The organism is Microbulbifer maximicatervae (SeqCode), from assembly GCF_052466985.1.
In genome coordinates, this window is sequence record NZ_CP174298.1 from 4,263,653 (window position 1) to 4,289,094 (window position 25,442).

Sequence of the window (25,442 nt, forward strand, 5' to 3'; positions counted from 1 at the left end):
GGGGGTCTAATGAAAACCAAGCGATTCATGGCTGTGGCGCTGACCACTGCGCTGTCTGCCGGCGCGCTCTACGGCAGCGTAGCCACTGCGGATACTCTCGATAACGTACTCGCCGTCGGCCAGCAGAAAACCACTGCGGCCCAGGCATCGCAAAAACGCATCGACAAGATTGCCGACGAAACCAGCAGCCTGCTGCAGGACTTCAAGGTGGTTAATAAAGAAATCGATGGTCTGCGCGTATACAACCGTCAGCTGGAAAAGCAGCTGGCCAATCAGCTCGAAGTTATCAATGAGCTGGATGAGTCTATTGCCAACGTTACTGTCATTGAACGTCAGATTCAGCCGCTGATCCTGCGTATGCTGGAAGGTCTGGAGCAGTTCATTGAGCTGGACGCACCGTTCAAGCTCGAAGAGCGTATGGCGAACCTCAACGGTGTTAAGAGCACCATGGACCGTTCCGATGTAAGTGTTGCGGAGAAGTTCCGCCAGGTACTGGAACTGTACAACTTCGAAGCGGAATACGCCCGTAAGATCGACTCTTACCGCGATACTCTGACCGTTGCTGGTCAAGAGCGCGAGGTGAGCGTTCTGCAAATCGGCCGTATCGCCCTGCTGGCTCAGACTACTGATGCAGAAATTGCCCTCGCTTATGACAAAGCGCAAAAAGCGTGGGTTGAGATCGACGCAGGTGAATACCGCCGCGCTCTCATGAACGGTCTGAAAATTGCCAAGAAGCAGGCCACTATCGACATCATGACCATGCCGATCCCGGCTCCGGAGGCAGCGCAATGAAAACCTCTTTCGCCAAACGCGTTTTAGTAGCGGCAGCAGCTGGTCTGATCAGCTTCTCCGCAGTTGCTCAAGAGAAGGCTGCTTCCCTGGACGATCTGTTGAAAATGGTTCAGCAGTCCAAAGTTGCCGAGTCCAAAGAACACAAGCAGCGTGAAGCTGAGTTCCGCCGTCAGAAGGCGAACCAGAATGCTCTGCTAAACCAAGCCAAAAATACTCGCACCGCTGAAGAAAAGCGCTCTTCTGACCTGGAAAAGAAATACCAGGAGCAGGAAGTTGCTGTTGATCAGAAGCGTCAGCAACTGGATCAGCGTCTGGGTTCCTTGAAGGAACTGTTCGGCCATATGTCCTCTACTGCTGCTGACCTGCGTGCCAATATCGGTTCCTCTCTGGTTTCCGCTCAATATCCTAACCGTACTGAATTCATCGATGGTCTTCTGGCTAAGATGAACAGTGCTACCCAGCTGCCGACTATCGAAGAAATCGAGCGTCTGTGGTTTGAAATTCAGCGCGAAACTGTTGAGTCTGGCAAGATCGTTAAGTTTAACGCAACCGTGATCAAGCCCAATGGTGAGCAGGCTGATCAGGAAGTGGTTCGCGTAGGTAACTTCAACCTGGTTTCCAATGGTAAATACCTGGAAATGAACAATGCCTACAAAATGGCTGAGCTGATCCGTCAGCCTGACGCCAAGTTCCAAGGCATGGCTGAAACTCTACAGGCTTCTACCAGTGGCTTCAGTGCCTTCGGTGTAGACCCGACTGGTCCTACCGGCGGCTCCTACCTGAAAGCCATGATTAATAGCCCGGATATCGTAGAGCGCTGGCACCAGGGTGGCATCGTGGGTTACATCATCTCCGCTGTTGGTGCCTTCGCGATGCTGCTGGCTATCTTCCGCCTGATCGTTCTGACTGGCGTTGGCGCCAAAGTGAATGCACAGCTGCGCTCCTCTACTCCGAACACCAATAACCCGCTGGGCCGTGTACTGGCTGTTGCGGAAGAGAATAAAGGTGTAGACGGTGAAACTCTCGAACTGAAGATGGAAGAAGCGGTACTGAAAGAGCGTCCGGCGATTGAATCTGGCCTCAACCTGCTGAAGATCATCGCGATGGTTGCTCCGCTGCTGGGTCTGTTGGGTACCGTAACCGGTATGATCATCACCTTCCAGGCGATCACTATCTTTGGTGCGGGCGATCCTAAGGCAATGGCCGGCGGTATTTCCTCAGCCCTGATTACCACTGTTCTCGGTCTGGTTGTGGCTATCCCAACCGTTCTGATGCACACCGTAGTTAATGGTCGTGCCAAGCGTGTCCTGCACATTCTGGAAGAGCAGAGTGCTGGTATCGTGGCAGAAAACGCTGAGCGCAAATAAGAGGAGGCGGCAACATGCACGCATTAAATGACGCATGGGCCGCCGTCAACGCCTTTATGGCGTCGGGCGGGCCAGTACTGTTCCTGATCGCCGGCCTGACCTTCTTTATGTGGACGCTGATTTTTGAACGTGTTTTCTACTTTAACAAAGGGTTGAAAAGTGACGTTCAAGGTGCGGTAGACCAATGGGAGGGGCGCGGCGAGCGCAAATCCTGGGCTTCGCACCAGATCCGTTATGCAATGATTTCCCGGGTATCCGAGAAAATTCAGGACAATATGGACATGATCCAAGCCTGTGTCGCCCTGGCCCCTCTGTTTGGGCTGTTGGGTACGGTTTGGGGCATGATCAACGTGTTCGATGTTCTCGCGATTACAGGTGGTGGTGACGCCAAGCAGATGGCCAGTGGTGTATCCATGGCAACTATCCCGACAATGGCGGGTATGGTTGCGGCACTGTCAGGCGTATTTGCCAACACTTACCTTGCCCGTAAAGCTGAGCGTGAAACCCAGCTGCTGGAAGATCATCTGACGATGGATCACTAAGCATACACCAGTTAATAAGCTTGCTTATTTACTGTGAAGGTTTAGCCAAGCCAGATACTTTCGCCGGGGGCTCCCTGAGCCCCCGCTGGAAAAGTTCGCTAAGAGAGTTGCTATGAGCAAAAGACAAAATACGGCAGAAGAGGAAGCCGGCGCAATTGACCTCACGCCTATGCTGGACGTGGTGTTTATCATGCTGATCTTCTTTATCGTCACCGCGACCTTTATCAAGGAGCCGGGTGCTGATATTGAGAAGCCGGAATCGACGACCGCTGAACTCAAGGCCGCCTCTATCCTGGTAGCGATCAACGACAGTGACGAGGTTTGGATTGCTAAAGAGAAGGTTGATGAGCGCCAGGTACGAATTGTCCTGGAGCGTCTCTACTCGGAAAACCCGAAAGGGTGGTTGGTAATTCAGCCCGATAAGGGAGCAAGCATTGAGAAGATTGCCCTGATTGCAGAAGCAGCCAGGAAGATTGGTATCAAGAAAGTTTCCGTCGCTACAGAGAAGAGTTAACAGCTATGAATCCGGTAAGACTTCTTGGGGCAGGTACGTTGGCGGTAGCCACGACCTTTGGCCTCATCTTCACCATGCATCAGCTGATCGCGGCAAACATGAAAGCTCCTGAGGATACGGAAACTTTCAAAGTTGCCGATGTGGTGATGCCTGATACGAAGATTGAAACACAGTACGACACCGCAAAGCCGGTAAAACCTGATGAGCCGGAAACTCCGCCACCGGAGATGCCTGAGCCCGAGTTTGAAGAGCCGAATATTGATGGCAACATCAACATTTCCGCTCCGAAGGCCGGAGGCGGCGTTAAGCTGTCAGGTTTCAGCTTTGGTGAAGGTGATTACCTACCAATCGTAAAAGTACAGCCACAATATCCCCGTCGCGCTCTGCAGCGCGGTATGGAAGGCTACGTAATCGTTGAGTACACCGTAACGACTAACGGCTCTGTACGCGACCCGATTGTAATTGAGGCTTTTACGCTACAAGGTAAACCGACCACGGTTTTCAATCGGGCTGCCCTAAAGTCCGCGCTGAAGTACAAGTACAAGCCGCGGGTAGTCGATGGCAAGCCGACTGAAGTTCCTAATGTTAGGACTAAGATCAGCTTTAACATGGCTAAGGACTAAAAAGGGGAAGCACTATGAAGTTGACGACCATCACTAAAGGTTTGTCCAAGTTCGCTCTGCGCACGTCAGTAGCGCTACCCTTGGTTCTGGCACCGACGGTCAGCGTTACCGTGTTGGATGCGGTGGGTGTATCAGCACCTTTCGCCTCTGCGCAGGCGCAGGAACAAAAGAAGCCGAGCAAAGAAAAAACCCGTAAAGTTCCGGCGATGCGTGAAGCTGCGTATAAGAAGCTGGAGAAAGCCCAGGAAGCTGCGGATGCAGAGGATTGGGCGGCCGCACTAGTTGCACTGCAGGAAATGGATGCGGCTAAGAAGCGCTTCAACGGCTATGAAATTGCCCAGATGTATAACTTCTTCGGTGTTGTTTACTACAGCACTGAGCGTTACAAAGAGGCGATTCCCTACTTTAAAAAGGTGTTGGATCAGGGTGAAAAAAACCTGCCGGTAGCTTTAGAAGTGGGCACCCTGTTTACACTGGCTCAGCTCTATTTTGTCACAGAGGATTACAAGCAGGCGATTAACTATCTGAACCAGTGGTTTAAGGTTTCCGATCGCATCACTGCCGACTCCTACGCCCTTCTCGCCCAGGCTTACAATCAGACTGGTGAACAGAACAAGGCTCTCGCGAATATTAATATCGCGGTGTCCATGTACGAGAAAGAGGGTAAAACCCCCAAGGAAAGCTGGTACGGATTGCAGCAGTACGTTTATTTCGAGCGCAACGACTACAAGAGCGTAGCCGCTGTTCTGGAAAAACTGGTGCAGTACTATCCAAAGCCGGTGTACTACAAAACGCTGGCAGCCATGTACGGTGAGCTCAAGCGTGAGAAGGACCAGTTGCATATGATGGAAGCAGCTTACCTTGCCGGTGCCCTGGAGAAAGATAGAGATCTGCTGAATATGGGGTATCTCTTTATGGGGCATGAAATGCCTTATAAAGGAGCCAAGGTGATTGCCAAGGGTATTCAAGACAAGAAGATCCCACGCACGGCTAAAAACCTGGAAACCCTGGCCCAGGCATACCAGATGGCACAGGAGCTGCAAAAGGCGATTCCACAGCTGGAAGCGGCTGCACAGCTTTCCGATAAAGGTGAGATCTATTCACGCCTGGCCGGTATTTACCTGGATTTGGATCAGAACGAAAAAGCCATCGCTATGGGTAAAAAAGCCCTGGCAAAAGGCGGTATCAAGCGGGTTGACCAGCTGCATATCGTAATGGGTATGGCAAATGCCAACCTGAAGCGTTATGACTCATCGTTAAAGAGCCTCAAGCTTGCACTGAAAGATGAACGTTCTGAGAAGTTCGCCAAACAGTGGATTACCTTTGTTGAGGGCGAAAAGAAGCGTGAAGAGCAGTTAGCCATCTAAAGCTGACCCGCTTTCCAGGTTTCTTAAAAGGCCGCACAGAAATGTGCGGCTTTTTTTATGCTTGCCTTCTGTCGTATGCCGATACAAAATTTTGATACAACCTGTATTAACAGACTATTTGCATTTTTTTGTAAATTGGCTAATGATTAATGGTAGCTGATCAGCTTTTCCATTTTCGGCATATGAATGCCGCTTATCGCACCCTAACAATAATAGGAGAGGTGTTATGGACAGAGCTTGCCAGTCGATTTCCAACCCCTTATTTTTCCCCCCACATTTACTCGCGGGTTACACAAAGAGTCTGGGTTTTGCCGCTGCAATCACAGTTGGATTGATCTTTTTGATGAGTCAACTAGTAGCTACTGATATCGAGGAGCCCAAAGTTAGCTTGTTGCCTGCGATAAAACCGGTACATATGCCAAAAAAAGAGATTGTTACCCAAACTTATGAGGAGCCTACACCGCCGCAAGCTGTGCTGGAGCAGCCAACGATGCGGGTTGAGGAAACTGAGGTAACACCGGTTACGATGAATGTAGTGATTGGTACGCCCACTCCTGTTACTTCTACCGGGGTGCAAATAACGCGCAACCCTTTACCAGTTTATAAAGCTAAACCGCGATACCCCAATTTGGCACTGCGCAGGGGGATAGAGGGGTATGCCGTTGTAGAATTCACGGTAACCAAAACTGGGGCGGTACGTGATGCTCGTGTGGTTGGGGGCTATGATTCTAATGGTAATCCCACGAGCGTATTTGATCGCTCCGCTGTAGCCGCGGCAGAGCGGTTTAAGTATCGCCCCCAAATGGAGAATGGCCAGCCAGTGGAGCGCTACGGGGTACGCAATCGAATCAGTTACAAAATAGCGGAATAAAAAACGGCCCTTAGGGGCCGTTCTTTTTAGAGCAGTTTTAATCAGTCAATTTCCCTTACCGCCCCGCGGTCTGCACTGGTGGCAAGCATGGCATAGGCTTTCAGTGCCTTGCTGACTTTACGAGGGCGCTTTTCGATTGGCTTCCAGCCATTGGGATTTTTTTCCATTTCCCTGCGTCGCTTATCGAGTTCACTTTCCTCAATAGCGATTTCAATTTTCCTCCCTGGAATGTCAATACGTATAAGGTCTCCATTGCGAACCAGAGCGATGTTACCTCCAGAAGCTGCCTCAGGTGAAACATGTCCGATAGAGAGGCCCGAAGTACCGCCTGAGAAGCGGCCATCGGTAATCAATGCGCAGTGCTCACCGAGTCCTTTGGATTTTAAATAACTGGTGGGGTAAAGCATCTCTTGCATACCAGGTCCACCTTTAGGACCCTCATAGCGGACGATAACAGCCTCACCTTTACTGACCTTCCCTTCGAGGATATTGGAAACCGCCTCTTCCTGGCTTTCTACTACGTGGGCGGGGCCTTCGAATTTCCACAGCGACTCATCGACGCCGGAAGTCTTCACTACACAGCCATTGGGGGCCAGGTTACCAAAGAGAACGGCGAGCCCTCCCTCAGAGGAGTAGGCGTGCTCAGCAGAACGGATACAGCCACGCTGGCGGTCTGCATCTAAAGTGGACCAGCGGCATTCCTGGCTGAAAGCTGTTTGGGTTGGAATGCCTGCGGGGCCCGCGCGATAGAATTCCAGTACAGATTGGTCGTCCGTGCGGCAAATATCCCAGCGTGCCAGGGCATCGGCGAGCGAACCACCGTAGGCGGTCGGTAGTGAAGAGTCGATAAGACCTGCGGCCTCCAACTCCCCGAGGATAGCCATTACACCGCCAGCGCGGTGTACATCTTCTATATGGTATTTCTCGGTATTGGGGGCAACTTTGCACAGCTGTGGAACCTCACGGGAGAGGCTGTCGATATCTTCCAGGGTGAAGTCAATCTCACCTTCCTGAGCGGTTGCCAGCAGGTGCAGGATGGTATTAGTGGAGCCTCCCATGGCGATATCGAGTGCCATGGCATTGCGGAAGGCTGTACGGTTGGCAATGTTGCGCGGCAGGGCAGTTTCGTCATCCTGCTCATAGTAGCGTTTGGTCAGGGTTACGATCTCGCGGCCAGCGCGGAGGAATAGCTCCTTGCGGTCGGCGTGAGTCGCTAGCATGGTGCCGTTACCAGGGAGTGAAAGCCCCAGGGCCTCGGTCAGGCAGTTCATGGAGTTCGCTGTAAACATACCTGAGCAGGAGCCACAGGTCGGGCAGGCAGAGCGCTCATACTCAGCAACTTCCTCGTCGGAGGCCGTATCTGTAGCGGCGATCACCATAGCATCTACTAAGTCGAGCTTGTGGTCAGCCAGTTTGGTTTTGCCGGCCTCCATCGGGCCACCGGAGACAAAGATAACTGGAATGTTCAGGCGCATGGCTGCCATCATCATTCCCGGTGTGATCTTGTCACAATTGGAGATACAAACGAGGGCGTCGGCACAGTGGGCATTGACCATGTACTCCACTGAGTCAGCGATAATTTCGCGGCTGGGCAGGCTATAGAGCATGCCGTCGTGACCCATTGCGATACCGTCATCCACAGCGATCGTATTGAACTCCTTGGCCACGCCGCCGGCGCGTTCAATCTCCCTTGCGACAAGCTGACCCATATCCTTTAGGTGTACGTGTCCGGGGACAAACTGGGTAAAGGAGTTTGCGATGGCAATGATTGGCTTATGGAAGTCCTCGTCCGTCATACCGGTGGCACGCCACAAGGCGCGGGCTCCGGCCATATTGCGACCGGCGGTAGAGGTGCGGGAGCGGTATTGGGGCATAGTCACAGATTCCAGCTGGCAACAATGAATGCGCCAGCTTAGCAAAAAACGGACTTTCCTGGGATGTCTTTGCGCCCAAACTACCCATAAAAGGAGTAATAAGGATAGATATTTCAAATTTCTATGACTAAGTGGAGTGACTTTTCCCCAGGCGTTTACGCAGGATTCTCGAATTGCGCTGAATGTTGTACAGGGGCTTTCGCGCGGTAGGCAGCTCACTGATACCGACTTGCTCAAAACCCTGCTCGATAAACCAGTGCTCTGTCTGGGTGGTGAGGACGTAGAGCTCATCAACCTGGACTGTTTGCGCCTGTCTCTCAAGGTGGCGCATCAGCTTGGCTCCACGCCCGCCACCGCGAAATTCCGGGTGGCTGGCAAGGCAGGCAACTTCGGCTGCTGTGGTAGTGCCCTTATCATCCTTAATGGGATACAGAGCTGCACAGGCAACTGGAGTGCCATCCACTTCCACAAGCGTGAAGTGTTCAATTTCCGCCTCGAGCTTCTCGCGGGAGCGCCGTACCAAAACGCCATCTTTCTCTAACGGGCGGATCAGTCCAAGAATGCCGCCCACATCGGTAATTCGCGCTCTGCGCACAACTTCGTAGCTGTCCCGGTAAATCATGGTACCGGCGCCTTCACGGCGGAATAGCTCCTGAATTAAGGCGCCGTTTTTACAAAAGCTAAGTAGGTGTGTACGGGCGATCCCTGCATTACAGGCTCGAATGGCGCAGCGCAGAGTTGCGCTTTGCACCTTGGGTGAAACCTGCTCTGCCTGCAAAATACTTAACTCGTGTACCGGATTTCCGTCCACTTGAAGTTGCTCAGGTTCGCGGAATAGCACTAGTTTCTCGGCGCGCAAAACTCTGGAAGCCTCAGCGGCCAGATCCAGGTAATTGATATTGAAAAGCTCCCCGGTCAGGGATGTGCCCAGGGGAGAAAGGAGCACCAGGGAACCCTGATCCAGGTTTTGCTCCAGAGTGCTGGTGTCCATGCGCCGTACGGTGCCGGTCCAGCCCAGGTCCACGCCATCGAGCACGCCACTGGGGCGGGCGGTAACAAAATTGCCTGAGACCACCTTGAGGGCCGAACGCGCCATCGGTGAGTCTGGCAGTCCCTGGGAAAAAGCAGCTTCAATATCGAAGCGCAGTTTGCCCACGACGGACTTAACAATCTCCAATGTCTCTCGATTGGTAATACGCTGGTTCTCGTGAAACCGATTTTCTATGCCGCGCTCATCCAGGGCTCGATTAATTTGTTCCCGCGCGCCGTGCACAACAACCAAGCGAACCCCAAGGCTGGCGAGCAGCGCCATATCGTGTACTAGATTGCGGAAATTGGCGTGCTCTAAAGCGTCGCCGGGGATACCAATTACTAAAGTGCGACCGCGGAGGTCGTTGATGTAAGGTGCCGCGTGGCGAAACCAGTTCAGGGAGGCGTTATCGTCGCTCACTAATTCTTACCGTGTGCAAGTCTTGTGGTGTTAAAGCCCCGGAGGCTGTCGCAGGCAGATTAAAGGCAAAAGCGGCCAATCAAGTCGCGCAGAATGTTGACCATAGGGTTGATACGATCCAGGGCGAGAAATTCATCCGGCTGATGAGCTTGGTCAATATCGCCGGGGCCGAGCACGATAGTGTCAATATTCAAACTCTTCAAGTAGGGCGCTTCAGTACCAAAGGCAACACTTTCAGCGGGATGGCCACAAAGTTGTTCTGCAACTTTTACTAACTCTGAATGGGCATCCTGTTCAAAGGGCGCAGTGCCAGGGAATAAAGAGGCCACTTCCACCTGAATTTTATTGTCTTGTGGAATGGTAAGGATACGTTTGTTTAGTTCTTCCCGCAGGTCCGTAAGCTGCATTCCTGGCAACGGGCGAATATCAAACTGGAGTTCTGTGTGGCCGCAGATCCGATTGGGATTGTCACCCCCATGGATACAGCCTAAGTTCATCGTGGGTACTGGAACGGCGAATCCGGGGTTGTTGTATTTTTGCTGCCACTCTTTTCGCAGTGTTAATAGCTCACCGATAACTTTATGCATGGCCTCGAGCGCGTTGGCCCCCAAACTGGGATCTGATGAGTGGCCGGATTGCCCGGTAATACGCACAGCTTCCATCATAACGCCTTTGTGCATACGTATCGGGCGAAGCCCGGTGGGCTCACCAATTACCGCGTAGCGCGCCTGGGGTTTGCCAGCCTGCACCAGGGCGCGGGCACCACTCATACTTGTTTCTTCATCGGCTGTTGCCAAAACAATCAATGGTTTTTGTAGAGGCTTGTCGAGAAAAGTCTGCACAGCCTCAATAACCAGAGGGAAAAAACCCTTCATATCACTGGTGCCGAGACCGTATAAGCGGTTGTCGCGCTCTAAAACCTTAAAGGGGTCCGATTGCCAGCGCCCCGCATCAAAGGGGACTGTATCAGTATGTCCGGATAGAACGAGCCCGCCTTTATCACCACTTTTACCGCCGAGAGTAGCAATCATATTGGCTTTGTTGGGAGAGCCCTTTAAAGGCATTATCTCTACATTGAAACCAAGTCCTTCAAACCATTCACCCAGTAGCTCAACCACCGGGCGGTTACCCATATCCAGGGAAGGATCGGTTGCACTGACACTGGGGCAGGCAATCAGTTGATGTAATTGGGTCTTCAGGTCAGGTACTGCGATACTCGCCATGGTGACTTTCCCTACTCTTGTTGCGCCATTCATTCAAGATAACAGCGGCTCCGATCAGCCCTCCCCCAAGGGCGAGACGGGTTAGATCGGCATCCCGATTCCAGATTAACAGATTTACCAATAAGCCAACGGGAATCAGTGCATTATTCATTGCGGCCAGGGTACCAGTAGAGACTTGCGTAGCACCCTTGTTCCACAAAAAGTATCCCAGACCTGATGCCACCAATCCCAACCAGAGTAGAACACTCCACTGCTGTGAGCCCTGTGGGTACTGCGGTTTCCCAAGCAGGAGCCAGGCAATAACAGTGATCAAGCTGGCGCCTACAAAAAACCAAGCGAAGGTTTGTCTTGGGAGGGGGCCTTGCTCTCTGGATATCAGGCGCTTGTATGCCACCTGCCCCACGGCAAAACATAGGTTGGCACCCTGGACGACTACAAACCCAACCCAAAAGTCGTTACTGGGAGAGCCCCAGCGAATAGTGGCTGCTCCTAATACGGCTACGGCTGCGATAGTGAGGTTCCAGACAGAAAAGTGCCTGTTAAGGAAGTCCTCAAGGGCGGTGATATACAGGGGAGTGAAAATAGTAAATAGAAGTACTTCGGGGACACTGAGCAGTAAGAATGACTGGTAGTAAAACAAGTACATCAGCCCCAGTTGTACAGCACCGATCACAATTAAACGTATCGCGGTACGGGGAGGGCAACCCTTCCATTTCAGCATGGGTATAAATACCGCTGTGGCAAGGAGCACCCGTGTCATTGCGGAAAAATAGCTATCCACCTGTCCGGCCAGGTAGGCGCCTATCAAACTGAAGGAAAAGGCCCACAGAAGAGTGACAAACAACAGTAATGGCATCAGGGTGAATTCGCAGGCATAGATTGGTCGGCGGGCTGGGCCCAGTTTATTTCCCTAAATATTAATGCCAGAGGAGCGAAATAGATATCGACAGGAAGCCTTACTAAAGTGGTGGATATGAGAGGCATAAAAAAAGGGGGCTTTAACCCCCTTTGCTGATCTGCTTTGTGTGCTGCTTCGGTTTTAGCCGAACAAGCCTTTGAAGAAGTAGAAGAACAGGATCGCAATACCTGCACCCGCTGGGAGGGTGACTACCCAGGATGCGGCGATAGTGGTGATCATACGCAGGTTCAGGGCGCCAATACCCCGCGCCAGGCCAACACCCAATACCGCGCCCACCAAAGTGTGAGTTGTGGAGATTGGCAGGCCTGTACCAGAAGCCAGTACGACGGTGGAGGCCGCACCCAGCTCGGCAGCGAAGCCACGGCTCGGTGTCAGCTCGGTGATTTTCTTACCGATCGTGGCCATTACCTTAAAGCCGTATGTCGCCAGGCCCACCACGATACCGATACCGCCGAGCAGCAATATCCAGGAAGGCATAGTGGATTTAACGGTGATAGCGCCGCTCTGAATGGTGTTAACTACGGCAGCCAGAGGACCAACGGCGTTGGCGACATCGTTGGAGCCGTGAGCGAAGGCCATGGCACAGGCGGTGAAGACCATCAGGATCGCAAATACGCGCTCGACGTTGGCGAAACGATTTTCAGCTTCAGCTGCCGGGTCCCGCTGGACGCGCTTGAGCATGGTGACCCCGATACCGGCGACAGCAAGGCCCACCAGGGCGGCAATACCGGCATCCTGGATAAAGCTGAGCTGGATATTGGCATCTTTAAGAACGTGCTTGAGGCCCTTGGTAAGGGTCACCATGGCAATCATCCAGCCCACTGCAAACATGTAGAAGGGGATGTAGCGCTTGGCATTGTTGAAGGGGTCTTCCGTGTCTAGGATCAGGCGCTGGACACTGCGGAACAACAGGAAAGACAGGGTGCCCGCGAGAACTGGGGAGACCACCCAGCTAGCCACGATGCTGCCCACTTTCCCCCAGGCCACTGCATCTGGGGATATACCTACCGCAGAGAAGCCGACAATTGCGCCGACAATAGAATGGGTGGTGGATACCGGCCAGCCGAGAATACTGGCTACCAGCAGCCAGGTGCCCGCCGCCAGCAGTGCCGAAAGCATACCGTATACCAACAGCTGCGGTTGGGCGGCGAAGACTTCAGAATCGATAATGCCTTTGCGGATGGTTGCGGTAACCTCTCCGCCTGCCAAATAGGCGCCGGCAAACTCAAAGATCATGGCGATAACAATCGCCTGCTTGATAGTCAGTGCACGGGAACCTACGGAGGTACCCATGGCGTTGGCTACGTCGTTGGCACCGACGCCCCAGGCCATAAAGAAGCCTGCTACACAGGCCAAAATCAATAATATATGGCCGTATTGACTAATAATTTCCACGCCAAACCCCCTAACGTGCTAACAACAACTGCAATCGGTTGCCCACGCTGTGGGCGCGATCGGCGAGTTCACCGATCCATTCAATAACCCGGTAGAGGAACATAACGTCCACCGGAGGTAAGTCTTTCTCAATAGCAAACAACGACGCGCGAATTTCGACTTCAAGCTTGTCTGACTTGCGCTCCAGTTCATCCAGCTCTTCGGTCATGCGTTTGGCGATATCCACCTCGCGCCCGGCAAAGCCGCTTTCCAGCAACTCGTCCAGTTCGTTGATCGCGCGCAGTGCCTGTGCAGAGGTGGCGACAGCGCTCTCCACAAAGGTGGTCATCAAGGATTGGAGAGGTGCGGGAATCTGCATCTTCCTGCCTACAGCCAGACCAGCGATATCCTGGGCAGTGTTGGCTACCTCATCCTGGGCATGCAGCAATTCCAGCAAGTCGGTCCTGGACACTGGCATAAACAGGCTGTCCGGCAGATGCAGGCGCAGGTCTCTCTTGATATCGTCAGCGCGGTTCTCCGAGGCGGAGATGCGCAGTTGGATCTGTTCTGCCTCTTTGAGGTCACCTTTGATCAGTGCTTCAAAGAAGGGGATCAGGTCAGCCGATGCCTCGTGGGCCGTAGCCATATGCTTCTCGATTGGCTTAATCGGAGAGCGGCCAAATAAGTTGGCAATATTCGACAGGGCCATGGTTAGCTCCATTGCTCAGAATGCGAAAACGGCGGCATGGTACCCCAATCGGGGCAACTTCGTAACAGTGCGTTAACAGCGCACTTTCACAGCTTGATGATAGGGCTACAATGCAACGTCGCCATATGAGAATAAAGGGGTTACCAATGGCAGAGAGCAGAGTTGCAGACCGCATACTGGAACTGCGCGGATTACTGGAAGATTTGGTGGGGCAGGGCTTTGTTAGCCGAGAGGATGCCAACCGTATTGTTGGGACCCCGCGGACAGCAGAGCAGGCCCAGATGCACCCGCTCAGCTATATCGCCAGTTGTGACCTGGCCAACCGCAAGCAACCGGGTAGTCTGCTCAATAGTGAAATCCTTAGCGCCTGGTTAGCGGAGAGTTCCTCCCACCCCTTGTATCATATTGATCCTCTGAAGGTTAATGTGAGCGCTGTCACCGAGGTGATGAGCTTCCAATTTGCCAAGCGACACCAAATTCTCTGTGTTGAGGCGAGTACCGAAGAACTTCTGGTGGCGACAGCTCAACCGTTTAACCATGGTTGGGAGGAGCAGCTGGAACATACCACTGGCCGCAGAGTACGCCGTGTGGTGGCTGATCCGGCCGATATCAAACGACACTGCGTCGAGTTTTACTCCCTTTCCAATTCAATCTCTGGTGCAAGCGGCCTTCAGGGAACCTCAGCGGCAAATAATTTTGAACAGTTGCTGGAGTTGGGCGCCTTAAAGGACCCTGAAGCTAACGATCAACACATCGTCAATATCGTCGATTGGTTGTTGCAGCACGCCTTTGATCAGCGTGCCAGTGATATCCATATTGAACCGCGCCGGGAAGTGGGACGTATTCGCTTTCGTATCGATGGCGTATTGCACCCGATTCACGAGCTTCCAGACCAGGTAAATGCTGCGGTTACCAGCCGCCTGAAAATCCTCGGACGCATGAATGTGGCGGAGAAACGCAAGCCTCAGGATGGCCGTATCAAGACAAAAAGGCCAGATGGCAGCGAAGTGGAGTTGCGCCTCTCCACACTTCCCACAGCCTTTGGCGAGAAGTTGGTAATGCGGATCTTCGATCCAGAGGTTCTCGCGCGATCTTATTCCGACCTGGGACTGGGTGGTGATGACTTGGCTCGTTGGCAGGCGATGCTGTCACGGCCCAATGGTATCGTACTGGTCACCGGTCCTACCGGTTCGGGAAAAACCACCACTTTGTATACAGGCCTCAAGCAGCTGGCGACTAGTGCGGTGAATGTCTCTACCGTTGAAGACCCTATCGAAATGGTGGAAGAGAGCTTTAACCAAACCCAGGTTCACCATGCTATTGGCTTTGATTTTGCTGCAGGTATCAGAACCCTGATGCGCCAGGATCCAGACATTATTATGGTGGGCGAGATTCGCGACTTGGAAACTGCTCAGATGGCGGTACAAGCGGCACTGACAGGCCACCTGGTTATCTCAACCCTGCATACCAATGACGCTCCAACAGCGGTTACCCGCTTATTGGACCTGGGCTTGCCGCATTATTTATTGAAGTCCACCATTCTCGGGGTGATGGCCCAGCGCTTGGTACGGACACTATGTCCCAGTTGCAAGCAGGAAGACAAAATTGAAGAGGCCGATTGGCAGTCTCTGGTGAAACCCTGGAGGGCGCCGTTGCCGGACAAAGTCTACCGGCCGGGAGGTTGCCTGGAGTGTCGTAATACGGGCTATCGTGGGCGTCAGGGAATTTATGAAATCCTGCCATTTAGCGAGCCGGTACAAGCTATTGTCACCTCCGATTGTGATCTACAGCAACTGCGGCGCCAGGCGATGCGCGAAGGTATGAATAGCCTGAGGCTTTCCGGCGCGAAAAAAGTAGCGGCGGGTTTGACCACTGTGGCAGAGGTATTGAGGGTGGCCCCACCGCCGGATATCGCTTTTTAGCTTGGGTGGCCTCTCTGAGATAACTGTTTGAAGATGTAGGGGCCAGTGAAGTGACGCGAGGGGCGGGCTTGCTCGGCCACTCATCATTATCCGATACCACCGCTAGCTATCGGAATGCCGATAGCTAGGCAGAATTGCCCGCTGATATTCGCACCAAGGATCGACCCTCATGTTTGACAACATTCAGTGCCCAAAACCCATCCGCGCTCAACTTCAGTCACTTTGGCATGACTGGTGTGAGCTGGCGGAGGCTGCGCTTGTTGTTGAGGTGGAGAGCTTGCTGGCAGAGCCATTGCTTGCGCAAGGAGTGGCTCGGAGCTTAATTGGTTCAGAATTTTTTTATCAACAGTGCTGTCGCCGCCCAGAGCTTTTACGGGATTTGTTGCTTAAACAAGATCTTGGACTCTCCCTGCCGACCATAGAAAGTGATGAGGAGTTAGACCTTCAATTGCGCTTATTGCGAAACCGGGTAACAACTGAGGTCATATTTCGCGATTTTGCCGGACAGTGGGATATTCCCCAGGCATGTCTGCGCCTTAGTGAATTGGCAGAGCTATCCATTCGCACGGCGATGCAATGGCACCATGAAAAGTTAGTGGATCGCTATGGGGAGCCTCGTAGTAGAGCTGGCGATAGTCAGTCGATGGTGGTGTTGGGGATGGGCAAATTGGGAGCCCGGGAACTCAATCTCTCATCGGATATTGACCTGATTTTTGCCTACCCTGAGCCCGGTTATACCGATGGCGAAAAGAGTATAGAAAATCAGCAGTTTTTCCAAAAACTCGGCCAGCGCTTGATTAAATCGTTGGATGGAATCAATGCGGATGGTTTTGTTTTTCGTGTAGATATGCGTTTGCGTCCCTACGGTGACAGTGGTCCCCTGGTAAGCCATTTCGCTGCTCTGGAGGACTATTACCAAACTCAAGGGCGTGAGTGGGAGCGCTACGCCATGGTCAAAGCTCGCCCTGTTGCTGGCAGGGAGGCGTTTGCTGAAGAGCTGATGGAGTTGCTGCGTCCATTTACTTATCGCCGCTATATCGATTTCAGTGCTATTGATGCTTTGCGTGAAATGAAAGCCCTGATACAGCGGCAAGTGCGCGCTCGTGGTTTAACGGACAATATCAAACTTGGACGGGGCGGCATACGCGAGTTGGAATTTATTGCCCAGGCATTCCAGTTAATTCGCGGAGGGCGCGAACCCGCGCTGCGCGAGCGCAGCTTGCTCAAGCTACTGCCCCTTTTGGAAAGTGATGGCCATGTTGAACCAGGAGTGGCCAGTGAACTGACCAGTTGTTATTTGCTGCTGCGGAGAGTCGAACACGCACTGCAAGCTTACCGGGATCAGCAGACACAGGCGCTCCCAGCTGAGGAGGAAGAAAGGGAAAAATTGGCATTTGCCCTGGGCCGCGATAATTGGGAGCAATTGGAGAGTGAGCTGGTCGATGTTCGTTCCTTAGTTGAGCGGGAGTTCGATACTGTAATCGCTCCACCAGAGGAAATGGCTGCCCCCAGTGTGGCTGAGGAGTGGCAGGGACTCTGGGCAAGTTGCGCCGATGAAACTGCGAATGAAGAGAATTTGCAGATTTTGGAAAGTGCAGGGTTTCTTCCTCCACCGCAGGCACTCGAGCACTTAACGGGGCTGTGCCAGTCAACAATGGTTGCGGCACTACCTGCTTCTTCCCGTGCGCGCCTGGATCAATTTATGCCTACGCTACTGGCCGCAGCAGGGTTACAGGCTGATCCCTTGTTAGTGCTAACCCGTGTTTTACCTTTAGTGCGCTCAGTACTGCGTCGCAGTGCCTATCTCGTCCTGATTAATGAAAATCCCCCCGTGCTCAATCAGCTGGTGCGTCTTTGTAGTGCCAGTCCATGGATTGCTGAGCAACTTGCGCGCCATCCAATTCTGCTGGATGAATTACTGGATTCCCGCAGGTTACTGGCACCCTCTACGGCGGCAGATATTGCCAATGAGCTGCGTCTCGAATTGTTGCGGATTGATCCTGAAGATCTGGAATTGCAAATGGAGGCGCTGCGATATTTTAAGCAGAGTCAAAGCCTGCGCATTGCGGCACAAGAGGTGAATGGTGCCCTGCCTTTGATGAAAGTCAGTGATTCCCTTACCTGGTTGGCAGAGGCGATATTGCAGCAGTCATTGCAACTCGCCTGGACACAGATGGTGGATAAATACGGCATGCCTGCGGGGGCCTCGGCAGAGGATATGCACTTTGCCATTATCGCCTATGGAAAGCTGGGGGGATTGGAGCTTGGCCACGGTTCTGACCTGGATATTGTTTTTGTGCACGATGCAGATGCGATGCAGGTTACCGACGGTAAAACCAGTATTGATAACCTGAGCTTTTTTACCCGGCTAGCACAGCGACTCATCCACATATTGCAAACCCGTACACTCAGCGGGCCTCTTTATGAGGTAGACACAAGACTGCGCCCTTCGGGTAATTCAGGACTCTTGGTGACTTCATTGGCTGCCTTTGAAAAATACCAGAGGGAGAGTGCCTGGACCTGGGAGCATCAGGCGCTGGTGAGAGCTCGATCTGTCGCCGGTAGCCTCCGCCTGAGTGAGTCGTTTCAACAGTTGCGTACGAAATTGCTTTGCCAGTCGCGAAAGAGCGATAAATTGCGTGATGAGGTGGTGGAAATGCGCAATAAAATGCGTGCGCACCTCGATAAGAGCAACGATAAAAAGTTTGATCTAAAGCACGGTGAGGGCGGTATTGTCGATATTGAATTTATGGTTCAATATGCTGCTCTGGCCTGGGCAAAAACTTCGCCCTCGATCGTGCGGTATACCGATAATATTCGCATTCTCGAAAGTCTAATTGACGCAGGCCTGATGCCGGCCCAACAAGCCGGACATCTGATCGACGCCTACAAAGCCTACCGATCTGAAGGTCATCGCCTGGCACTACAACAACTGCCAGGGATTGTGAGCGATGACCAATTCATAGCGGAAAGAAAGACCGTTCAAACAAACTGGCAGCAATTACTCGGTTAACACCGGGTTTCTACCTGCTGCCCGATTAAACTGTTTTTCAGGATTTGTAGGAGTTACCCATGTCTTTTGCCGACCGCGACGGCGTTATCTGGTTTGATGGTGAATTGGTTCCCTGGCGCGATGCCCGGGTGCATGTCCTCACTCATACCCTGCACTATGGAATGGGGGTGTTTGAAGGCGTACGGGCTTATGAAACCGGTAACGGCACCAGTATCTTTCGTTTGCAAGAGCACACCCGTCGGTTGTTTCGCTCTGCAAAAATAATGAATATCCCAATGCCCTATAGCACTGATGAGCTGAATGAAGCTCAGCGGCTTGTGGTGCGCGAAAATAACCTGCGCCAAGCGTATCTAAGGCCAATGGTATTTTACGGGTCAGAGGGAATGGGGTTGCGCGCGGAAAATCTTTCAACCCATGTGATTGTCGCTTCCTGGGAGTGGCCCAGCTATATGAGTCCCGAGGCGCTGGAGCAGGGGATTAAGGTGAATACCTCCTCATACACCCGACACCATGTGAATATCAGCATGTGTAAGGCGAAAGCCAATGGTAACTATATAAACTCGATGTTGGCGTTACAGGAGGCGGTGCGCAATGGGTGCGAGGAGGCGTTATTACTGGACCCCGAGGGTTATGTTGCTGAGGGTAGTGGAGAAAATGTCTTCATTGTTCGCGATGGGACTATATATACCCCGGAGCTGACTTCATGCCTGGATGGAATTACCCGCGATACAGTTATTGAGCTGGCACGGGAGTGCGGCTATAGGGTGCTAGAGAAGCGTATCACTCGGGATGAAGTCTATATCGCTGACGAAGCGTTTTTTACTGGCACAGCGGCGGAAGTATTGCCCATTAGTGAATTGGATGGGCGTTCTATCGGCAGTGGTCGTCGCGGCCCTATCACAGGGCGTTTGCAAAACCTTTATTTTGATGTGGTACATGGGCGTAGTGCCGCGCATCGGGGCTGGCTCAGTGATGTGGCGGGCCAGGCGGAAGTAAAAATGCGAATAGCATGACGGAAAATAAAAACCCGGCAGATGCCGGGTTTTTATTTTAAGTAAGGTTTACTTAGTAAGAGCTGGTGGTGTCCGGGCGCCCTACGCAGTAATAATCAAAGCCTGCCTCGCGCATTTCCTCTGGTTCATACTGGTTGCGTCCGTCAAACACAACCGGGGCACTGAGAGCGCTGCTTACTTCATCGATATCAAGAGATTTGAACTGTTGCCATTCGGTCGCGACAATCAGGGCGTCGGCACCCTGTAAAGCCTCTGTCTTGGAGTCGCAAAGGGTCAGGTCTTCGCGATCGCCAAAAATTCGCTGACACTCCTCCATGGCCTCAGGGTCAAATGCCCGCACCTTCGCACCCTGCTCCCACAATCGAGCTAACAGCACACGGCTTGGGGCTTCGCGCATATCATCTGTATTGGGTTTGAATGACAGGCCCCAGAGCGCAAAAGTTTTGCCCTGAATATCTCCGTTAAAATGACGTTGTATTTTTTCGGCGAGATAGTGTTTCTGGCGCTCGTTGCGGGATTCCACGGCGGCGAGAATATCTGCAGCAATGCCCAGCTGTTGAGCCGAGGAAATCAGGGCTTTCACATCTTTCGGGAAACAGGAGCCACCGTAGCCGATACCTGCGTAGATAAACTGGTAGCCAACTCGTGGGTCTGAGCCGATTCCGGCCCGAACTGCTTCAATATCAGCGCCCACTTTATCGGCAATATTTGCCATTTCATTCATAAAGCTGATCTTGGTTGCCAGCATGCAGTTGGCGGCATACTTGGTCAGCTCCGCACTTTTTACGTCCATCACCAGGATTTTTTCGTGATTTCGGTTGAATGGTGCGTACAGGTGGCGAAGCTTCTGCTCTGATTCCTCTTCGGAGGTGCCGATAATAATTCGATCCGGGCGCATACAGTCATTGAGCGCCGACCCCTCCTTGAGGAATTCAGGGTTGGAAATAATATCGAATGGCAGATCAGACCGGTCCCGCTTGGTGAGTTCTTCCTCAACGGCAGCCCGCACCTTATCGGCAGTCCCCACAGGTACTGTGGACTTATTGATAATATATTTCTTGCACTCCATGTATTTGGCGATGGTTCTTGCAACAGTTAACACATGGCGAAGATCTGCTGAGCCGTCCTCATCTGGAGGAGTGCCCACAGCGATAAAAATTAGCTCACCGTGTTCTACACCAAAGGCGGCATCGGTTGAAAAAGATAGATTGCCTGTGGTGATACTGTTTTTCACCATAGGCTCCAGGCCGGGCTCATAAATAGGGATAATTCCCTGCTTGAGGCGGTTGATCTTGTCCGCGTCTATATCGATACAAACTACTTTATTCCCAGCTTCAGCTAAGACTGCTGCTTGCACCAGGCCCACATAGCCGGTGCCAAATACGGTTACATTCATCAGTGTGACTCTATCTCTCAGCGGTTACTGTTTTTGAGGGTTACTTTCTTGGATAGTTTTACATTGGCTCAAACCCCGGTCTTCAATGCTGCTTCGCGCCAGCAGGATAGCCAGGGGGATCCAGTAAAAGAACCAAATATAATTGGGCTTAGCCAAAGGTTGCTGGGCGTATGTCAGCATTGCCAGTACACCGAACAGGAACCAAGTGAAATACAAACCAGGAATCCAACTCAAAAGTCTTTCTTTGGATCTCACGGTCCACAGAGTTGCAAGCCCCTGCCAGATACAGGCTGCCAGCCCTAATAGCCCGCTAAAACGCGCGATATCCAGAAGAAAATTGTGTGGATGGGGCACCATCCTGTTTAGTGCAATAAATTTCTTATGCACTAATCCCTGGCCAAATAGTGGGGCTTGCAGGAACTCCTCAAAGGCTTTTTGCCAGAGTGTCAGACGTATAGAGTAAGCGCTACCCCGGTGTAGGAGGGGCAAGTCACCATACAAGGCAAAATAGGTCAATGGCAAAACACAGACGATAGCTACAACAACCAAAATTTTCAGCAGGCGCGAAAGGTTGCCGAATACAACCAAGAAAATTGAAAAGCCCGCCATAACAATTGGCACTTTGGTTTGTGACAAAACTATGTAGATACAGGAAGTGAGTAGGCCCGCTCCTGATAGCCAGCGCCAAATACGGGGTTTTTGGTAGAGGCCGTAGCAGCAAAAAAGAGCGTGGAAGCCGAACAGCATTCCTGTTTTATCAATATTGCCCTCTAGAGATATACCGCCAATCCGGCGGAGATCCTGTAGCCCGCCATCAAGGGAATAAGCAATTAGCGAGGCAATACCGGATAGCAGTCCAATCACAATAAGCGAGAGTAATAGCTTATGGAGGATGTTGTCGCCGTATTGCTCCAATAGGAAGAAAACAGCGCAGTAAAATAGAGCTAGGTATAATACCAATTTCCAGTAGTAATCAGATTGCCTATAAACATCTGCGGCATCCGGAGAGGCCCACAGTGTTGAAAGCGCTAGAATGATAGGCAGGCTGCAAAAGGTTAGGAACTGCCAGGAAATCAGGAAGTGATAGCTCTTTCGCCACGCCAGCAGTAGAAGGGCTGTGGGCACTAAAGTTAGATAGAAGCTGGTTTGTACTCCCGATACCTTGGGGGAAACATAGTAGCCACATACCAGTATAAATAACCCTAGAAAGGCCCACTTAAGCAGGCCTGAAATCCACAACGAGCTTTGCTGGCGATAAATGGGCTGGGAAAGATTGTTTAGAGTACTTCCAAGTTCAGGCATAGGTGCAACTGTCGGCCGTTCAGAAAAGATTGTATTTAGGTGTGCGGAATCAGGCTGTTTGAGTGGGTACTATATAAAAGTCTGTTGTCCATGAGCGCTCAAATTTTGCTTTTTGGTGATAATTGTGGGGCTTTACACAAACTAATAGCGGATGTCTATTTGGCTGAGCGCTTTAAGGGGGTCTCCTGAGGTATAGATTTACCAGGGACACCCGTTGGTGCTCCCTGGGGGGGTATGGTTGGCAGTATACTGGATGTTTTGGGGCTCCCATAGCCTTGTTACTGTAGCCCCACTGGCATGCGCTAGGTACACTGCGCGATATCCTCGGTGTTTTAGTAGTTTAGGGTTCAATATTGCAACTTACTGTTTGGCGTTTTCTGGATGGCAACCGGGCTCATGAAAAGCAGAGCGCTGCTCTGATTGAGGGGTTGCGCAGGAGTTTTGTCGGGGAGGTACAGGCTTTTGACATACCGCCAGAGTACAGCGCCAGTCGAATTGCCCTTAAGCCAGGCGAGTGGCTGGAAAGCCTCCCTACCCCTGATTTTCTGATTGGCACAGGCCGCCGCAGTCGCCTTCCCATGTTGTCCGCCCGTCATAGGTTTGGTGGTCGCGCAGTGGCAATCAATCGCCCCTTATGGCCGTATCGCTGGTTTGACTTCGCCATCGTTCCGGAACACGACCGTCCCCCGCCCCTACCCAATGTCATCGTAAGCCAGGGCGCCTTGACCGAACCACTCCAAGAAAGTGTGCCGCAATCTGGAAAGGGGCTTATTTTATTGGGTGGACCCAGCAAGCATTACAGTTGGAACTCAGCTTCAATCAGGGAGCAGGTTGAGAAGTTATTGGTACAACCCTTGGACTGGTGTATTTCGGATAGTCGGAGAACTCCGAAAGGCACAATGGAGGGGCTGGGGAAAGGGGGCGCAGAGTTGGTTGATTGGCTCTCGTGTCCGCCGGGTTGGCTTCAGGAGCAACTGTCCCAAGCAGAGAGAATTTGGGTAACAGAGGATAGTATCTCTATGTTGTTCGAATCGCTGCAAAGTCAGGCCCAGGTCGGTGTGATTCGGGTTCCGAGTCGCAGTAAGTCAAACAAGGTGCGTTCAGCAGTTTTGAGGCTTTTGGATCAGGGTTTGGTCAGCGAGCAGTTTGAAGTGAAAGGAGGGGGCAGGCGTGACCCCCTTAACCAGTTTCTGTTGTGTGCCCGAGCATTATTACGCCGATCTGGGTTGCCAAGTCGTTAGCGTTTGAGCCCTTCGGCTTCAAACTTTCGCCAGGGGGTTTCTTTATTGGAAATCTCCCACTCGACTCTCAGCCACATACGCTCGATACGACGGTGGATATAGCGTTTCGCGAAGTAGCTGGAAACTTTAGGCAAGGGTAGAAAAGAGGCGCAGCCCAACCCATCAATTAGATAGGTCTGCAGTTCACCATTTTCCTTTCGCAAGACCAGATTGTGGGCGATCAGGTTTTTGGTGAGTACTTCATATTCAAGCAGCCACTCGGAAAAACGCTGCAAAGATGCGCGCACCTCGGCATTAAGGCCATATTTATTCAGGTATTGGCGCAGAGTGGATGCTGGGTTGCCATCTCGATCAAGAATCATGTCGGTAACTGCTGCGGGCCCCAGGTTGGTCTCCTGTATCCCATACCACCTTGGTAAATGCTGCCAAAGCTCATCTCGATTATCGGCAAGCGCCCGTTGGCTGTAGCCTTCCAGCTCGCGAAGATTGTCGTCGAAATATGACTCTCCACGCCAAGTTTTATACCAGGGCGCCCGCCCTAACAGTTCCGCTGTTCGACCGGGACGCATCACCTTGACACAGATTTCAGGCCGCTCCGGGTGTCGGTAGCAAAAGCGATTGCCTCCACTGGCAAACGGCTCGCTTTGGCTCAAATTAATCACTCGGGTTCGCTCCGGTACGCTCTGTGAGTAGGCTTTTGTAGATTTCAATGGTGTGTTCGGCTTGTCTTCCCAAAGTGAAATCGGTAGATAGGTGAGGCTTCTGTTCAGGGCTGTCGAGCAGCTCTTGAGTACGCACGAATAAAGCTTTTGAATCATTGATATCAACTAGCCCTTGAGGGAAACAGGCATTTAGTGACTCTGCCGGACCCCCAATGTTATAACCGATAATAGGTGTGCCAATCGCAGCGGATTCTATAACGGTCCTGCCAAATGGCTCGGGTCGACGTGATAGGTTATACACCAAACTGGACGCACTATACCAGTGGCGTATATCACTACGATGACCAACCAGGGTAAGGTGGTTCTCAAGCTTCATTGAGCGAATTTTTTGCTCCAATTCATCGGCGTAGTGCTGCTTATTCTTCTCCGCTCCGCCGAGAATGATGCCGTGGACATCAGAACGGTTTTGGACTAGCTGATGAATTAGATCGATAAAGTCTTCTTGTCCCTTCCAGCGGGTCAGTCTGCCGGGTAAGAGGAGCCAGCGCTTGCCGGCAAGCTGGGGGAAATCCTGGTGTACTTTTTGGTACCAGGACTCAGATGGCTGGACATCGGGATTGAACTCATCTGTATCTACACCCCGGTATACGATCTGTGGGGGGCGCTTAAGATCGTTTGCATAGTTCTCCAGTAAGTACCTATTCACACACTCTGATATTGCGATTACCTGTTCGGTTTTCGCCATAATCGCACTATATCGATTTATCGAGTAAAGGCCATGAGCCGTACTGACGAGACGAGGGCGTTCAGCGGGGTCAAGGTTTCGCCAGGCAAGATAGGCTAGCCAAGCCGGAACCCTGGAACGCACATGGATGATGTCGGGCTTCTCACGAGAAATAACTTCTCGAAGTGGCCTGACCTGTAACAAGCTAAAGAGAGACTTTTTGTGGATTGGAAGTTCAATATGGGCTGAGCCTTCAGTTTTCAGTTGCTCGACCATGCTCCCCCCACTGGAAACGACAATTGACTGATGACCGTCTGCTACTAGGTAGCGGGCAAGATCAACGGTCCCCCTCTCAACCCCCCCAGAGTTCAGGGCGGGTAAAAGCTGCATAATTTTCATGGGGAGATATACCAGGACTTATGAAATTTGTTTTTTGAATTAATTTGACTAATGGGTTGTGTTTCAGCAGGGAAGGTCAGGCACAAGTACATGATACAGAGCATAGATGCCCTGATAAAGCGTTTGGCAAAAGTGGTATTATAGA

At 52.1% G+C, this 25,442-nt stretch carries 21 protein-coding genes; 11 read left to right on the forward strand and 10 right to left on the reverse strand.

Annotated elements, in window-relative coordinates; all coding sequences use genetic code 11:
* The first annotated feature begins 9 nt into the window (after positions 1-9).
* The 7 genes from ACJJI3_RS18915 to ACJJI3_RS18945 all read left to right on the forward strand — a co-directional run bounded on the left by ACJJI3_RS18915 (position 10) and on the right by ACJJI3_RS18945 (position 6,076).
* Positions 10-792, forward strand: coding sequence for a DUF3450 domain-containing protein (locus ACJJI3_RS18915; protein WP_413663573.1), 783 nt, complete (start codon positions 10-12; stop codon positions 790-792).
* Positions 789-2,159: a MotA/TolQ/ExbB proton channel family protein gene (locus ACJJI3_RS18920; protein ID WP_444934361.1), complete on the forward strand. Its 1,371-nt coding sequence runs from the start codon at positions 789-791 to the stop codon at positions 2,157-2,159. Before ACJJI3_RS18915 ends, ACJJI3_RS18920 begins: the two co-directional genes overlap by 4 nt.
* Positions 2,160-2,173: 14 nt before the next feature.
* Positions 2,174-2,701 carry a MotA/TolQ/ExbB proton channel family protein gene (locus ACJJI3_RS18925; RefSeq protein ID WP_282930984.1) on the forward strand — a complete coding sequence of 176 codons (528 nt, stop codon included), beginning with the start codon at positions 2,174-2,176 and terminating at the stop codon, positions 2,699-2,701.
* A 112-nt stretch (positions 2,702-2,813) separates the two neighbouring features.
* Positions 2,814-3,215, forward strand: a complete 402-nt coding sequence (locus ACJJI3_RS18930) for an ExbD/TolR family protein (protein ID WP_444934360.1) — start codon at positions 2,814-2,816, stop codon at positions 3,213-3,215.
* Positions 3,216-3,220: 5 nt separating this feature from the next.
* The gene (locus tag ACJJI3_RS18935; RefSeq protein WP_444940570.1) at positions 3,221-3,838 is read left to right on the forward strand and encodes an energy transducer TonB; all 618 of its coding nucleotides are present in this window, start codon (positions 3,221-3,223) and stop codon (positions 3,836-3,838) included.
* A 14-nt stretch (positions 3,839-3,852) separates the two neighbouring features.
* Positions 3,853-5,205 (forward strand): tetratricopeptide repeat protein, encoded by a 1,353-nt coding sequence (locus tag ACJJI3_RS18940; protein ID WP_444940571.1) that lies wholly within the window; start codon positions 3,853-3,855, stop codon positions 5,203-5,205.
* Positions 5,206-5,431: 226 nt separating this feature from the next.
* On the forward strand, positions 5,432-6,076 hold the full coding sequence (locus ACJJI3_RS18945) for an energy transducer TonB (RefSeq protein WP_444940572.1): 645 nt from the start codon (positions 5,432-5,434) through the stop codon (positions 6,074-6,076).
* 41 nt (positions 6,077-6,117) lie between these two features.
* Here the strand turns inward: ACJJI3_RS18945 and ilvD are convergent, their stop codons facing one another.
* The 6 genes from ilvD to ACJJI3_RS18975 all read right to left on the reverse strand — a co-directional run bounded on the left by ilvD (position 6,118) and on the right by ACJJI3_RS18975 (position 13,625).
* Positions 6,118-7,950 (reverse strand): dihydroxy-acid dehydratase, encoded by a 1,833-nt coding sequence (ilvD, locus tag ACJJI3_RS18950; protein ID WP_444940573.1) that lies wholly within the window; start codon positions 7,948-7,950, stop codon positions 6,118-6,120.
* Positions 7,951-8,077: 127 nt separating this feature from the next.
* Positions 8,078-9,400: an amino-acid N-acetyltransferase gene (gene argA / locus ACJJI3_RS18955; RefSeq protein WP_444940574.1), complete on the reverse strand. Its 1,323-nt coding sequence runs from the start codon at positions 9,398-9,400 to the stop codon at positions 8,078-8,080.
* A 59-nt stretch (positions 9,401-9,459) separates the two neighbouring features.
* Positions 9,460-10,623: an acetylornithine deacetylase gene (gene argE, locus ACJJI3_RS18960; RefSeq protein WP_444940575.1), complete on the reverse strand. Its 1,164-nt coding sequence runs from the start codon at positions 10,621-10,623 to the stop codon at positions 9,460-9,462.
* Positions 10,601-11,479, reverse strand: coding sequence for a carboxylate/amino acid/amine transporter (locus ACJJI3_RS18965; RefSeq protein ID WP_444940576.1), 879 nt, complete (start codon positions 11,477-11,479; stop codon positions 10,601-10,603). Before ACJJI3_RS18965 ends, argE begins: the two co-directional genes overlap by 23 nt.
* A 183-nt stretch (positions 11,480-11,662) precedes the next feature.
* Positions 11,663-12,937 carry an inorganic phosphate transporter gene (locus ACJJI3_RS18970; protein ID WP_282930993.1) on the reverse strand — a complete coding sequence of 425 codons (1,275 nt, stop codon included), beginning with the start codon at positions 12,935-12,937 and terminating at the stop codon, positions 11,663-11,665.
* A gap of 10 nt (positions 12,938-12,947) precedes the next feature.
* Positions 12,948-13,625 (reverse strand): TIGR00153 family protein, encoded by a 678-nt coding sequence (locus ACJJI3_RS18975; protein ID WP_413663563.1) that lies wholly within the window; start codon positions 13,623-13,625, stop codon positions 12,948-12,950.
* A 146-nt stretch (positions 13,626-13,771) separates the two neighbouring features.
* Between ACJJI3_RS18975 and tfpB the strand changes: the two genes are divergently transcribed.
* The 3 genes from tfpB (at position 13,772) to ACJJI3_RS18990 (ending at position 19,573) form a co-directional block, all read left to right on the forward strand.
* Entirely contained in the window at positions 13,772-15,547 is a 1,776-nt protein-coding gene (tfpB, locus tag ACJJI3_RS18980; RefSeq protein WP_444940577.1) for a type IV pilus assembly ATPase TfpB, read from the forward strand.
* Positions 15,548-15,716: 169 nt separating this feature from the next.
* Positions 15,717-18,560, forward strand: coding sequence for a bifunctional [glutamate--ammonia ligase]-adenylyl-L-tyrosine phosphorylase/[glutamate--ammonia-ligase] adenylyltransferase (glnE, locus tag ACJJI3_RS18985; RefSeq protein WP_444940578.1), 2,844 nt, complete (start codon positions 15,717-15,719; stop codon positions 18,558-18,560).
* A 59-nt stretch (positions 18,561-18,619) separates the two neighbouring features.
* A complete protein-coding gene (locus ACJJI3_RS18990; RefSeq protein WP_444895899.1) occupies positions 18,620-19,573 on the forward strand; it encodes a branched-chain amino acid transaminase in 954 nt (317 codons plus the stop codon).
* Between the two features lie 52 nt (positions 19,574-19,625).
* On the opposite strand, the gene ACJJI3_RS18995 is transcribed toward ACJJI3_RS18990, so the two are convergent.
* Positions 19,626-20,969 (reverse strand): UDP-glucose dehydrogenase family protein, encoded by a 1,344-nt coding sequence (locus tag ACJJI3_RS18995; RefSeq protein WP_444940579.1) that lies wholly within the window; start codon positions 20,967-20,969, stop codon positions 19,626-19,628.
* A gap of 24 nt (positions 20,970-20,993) precedes the next feature.
* Positions 20,994-22,271: an O-antigen ligase family protein gene (locus ACJJI3_RS19000; RefSeq protein ID WP_444940580.1), complete on the reverse strand. Its 1,278-nt coding sequence runs from the start codon at positions 22,269-22,271 to the stop codon at positions 20,994-20,996.
* Positions 22,272-22,624: 353 nt separating this feature from the next.
* Here ACJJI3_RS19000 and ACJJI3_RS19005 point away from each other — a divergent pair, with 353 nt between their 5' ends.
* Positions 22,625-23,512: an ELM1/GtrOC1 family putative glycosyltransferase gene (locus ACJJI3_RS19005; RefSeq protein ID WP_444940581.1), complete on the forward strand. Its 888-nt coding sequence runs from the start codon at positions 22,625-22,627 to the stop codon at positions 23,510-23,512.
* Here the strand turns inward: ACJJI3_RS19005 and ACJJI3_RS19010 are convergent.
* The gene (locus ACJJI3_RS19010; protein ID WP_444940582.1) at positions 23,509-24,174 is read right to left on the reverse strand and encodes a YrbL family protein; all 666 of its coding nucleotides are present in this window, start codon (positions 24,172-24,174) and stop codon (positions 23,509-23,511) included. The two genes, ACJJI3_RS19005 and ACJJI3_RS19010, sit on opposite strands and share 4 nt — an antisense overlap.
* Positions 24,167-25,297: a glycosyltransferase family 4 protein gene (locus tag ACJJI3_RS19015; protein ID WP_444940583.1), complete on the reverse strand. Its 1,131-nt coding sequence runs from the start codon at positions 25,295-25,297 to the stop codon at positions 24,167-24,169. Before ACJJI3_RS19015 ends, ACJJI3_RS19010 begins: the two co-directional genes overlap by 8 nt.
* Between the last annotated feature and the right edge of the window lie 145 nt (positions 25,298-25,442).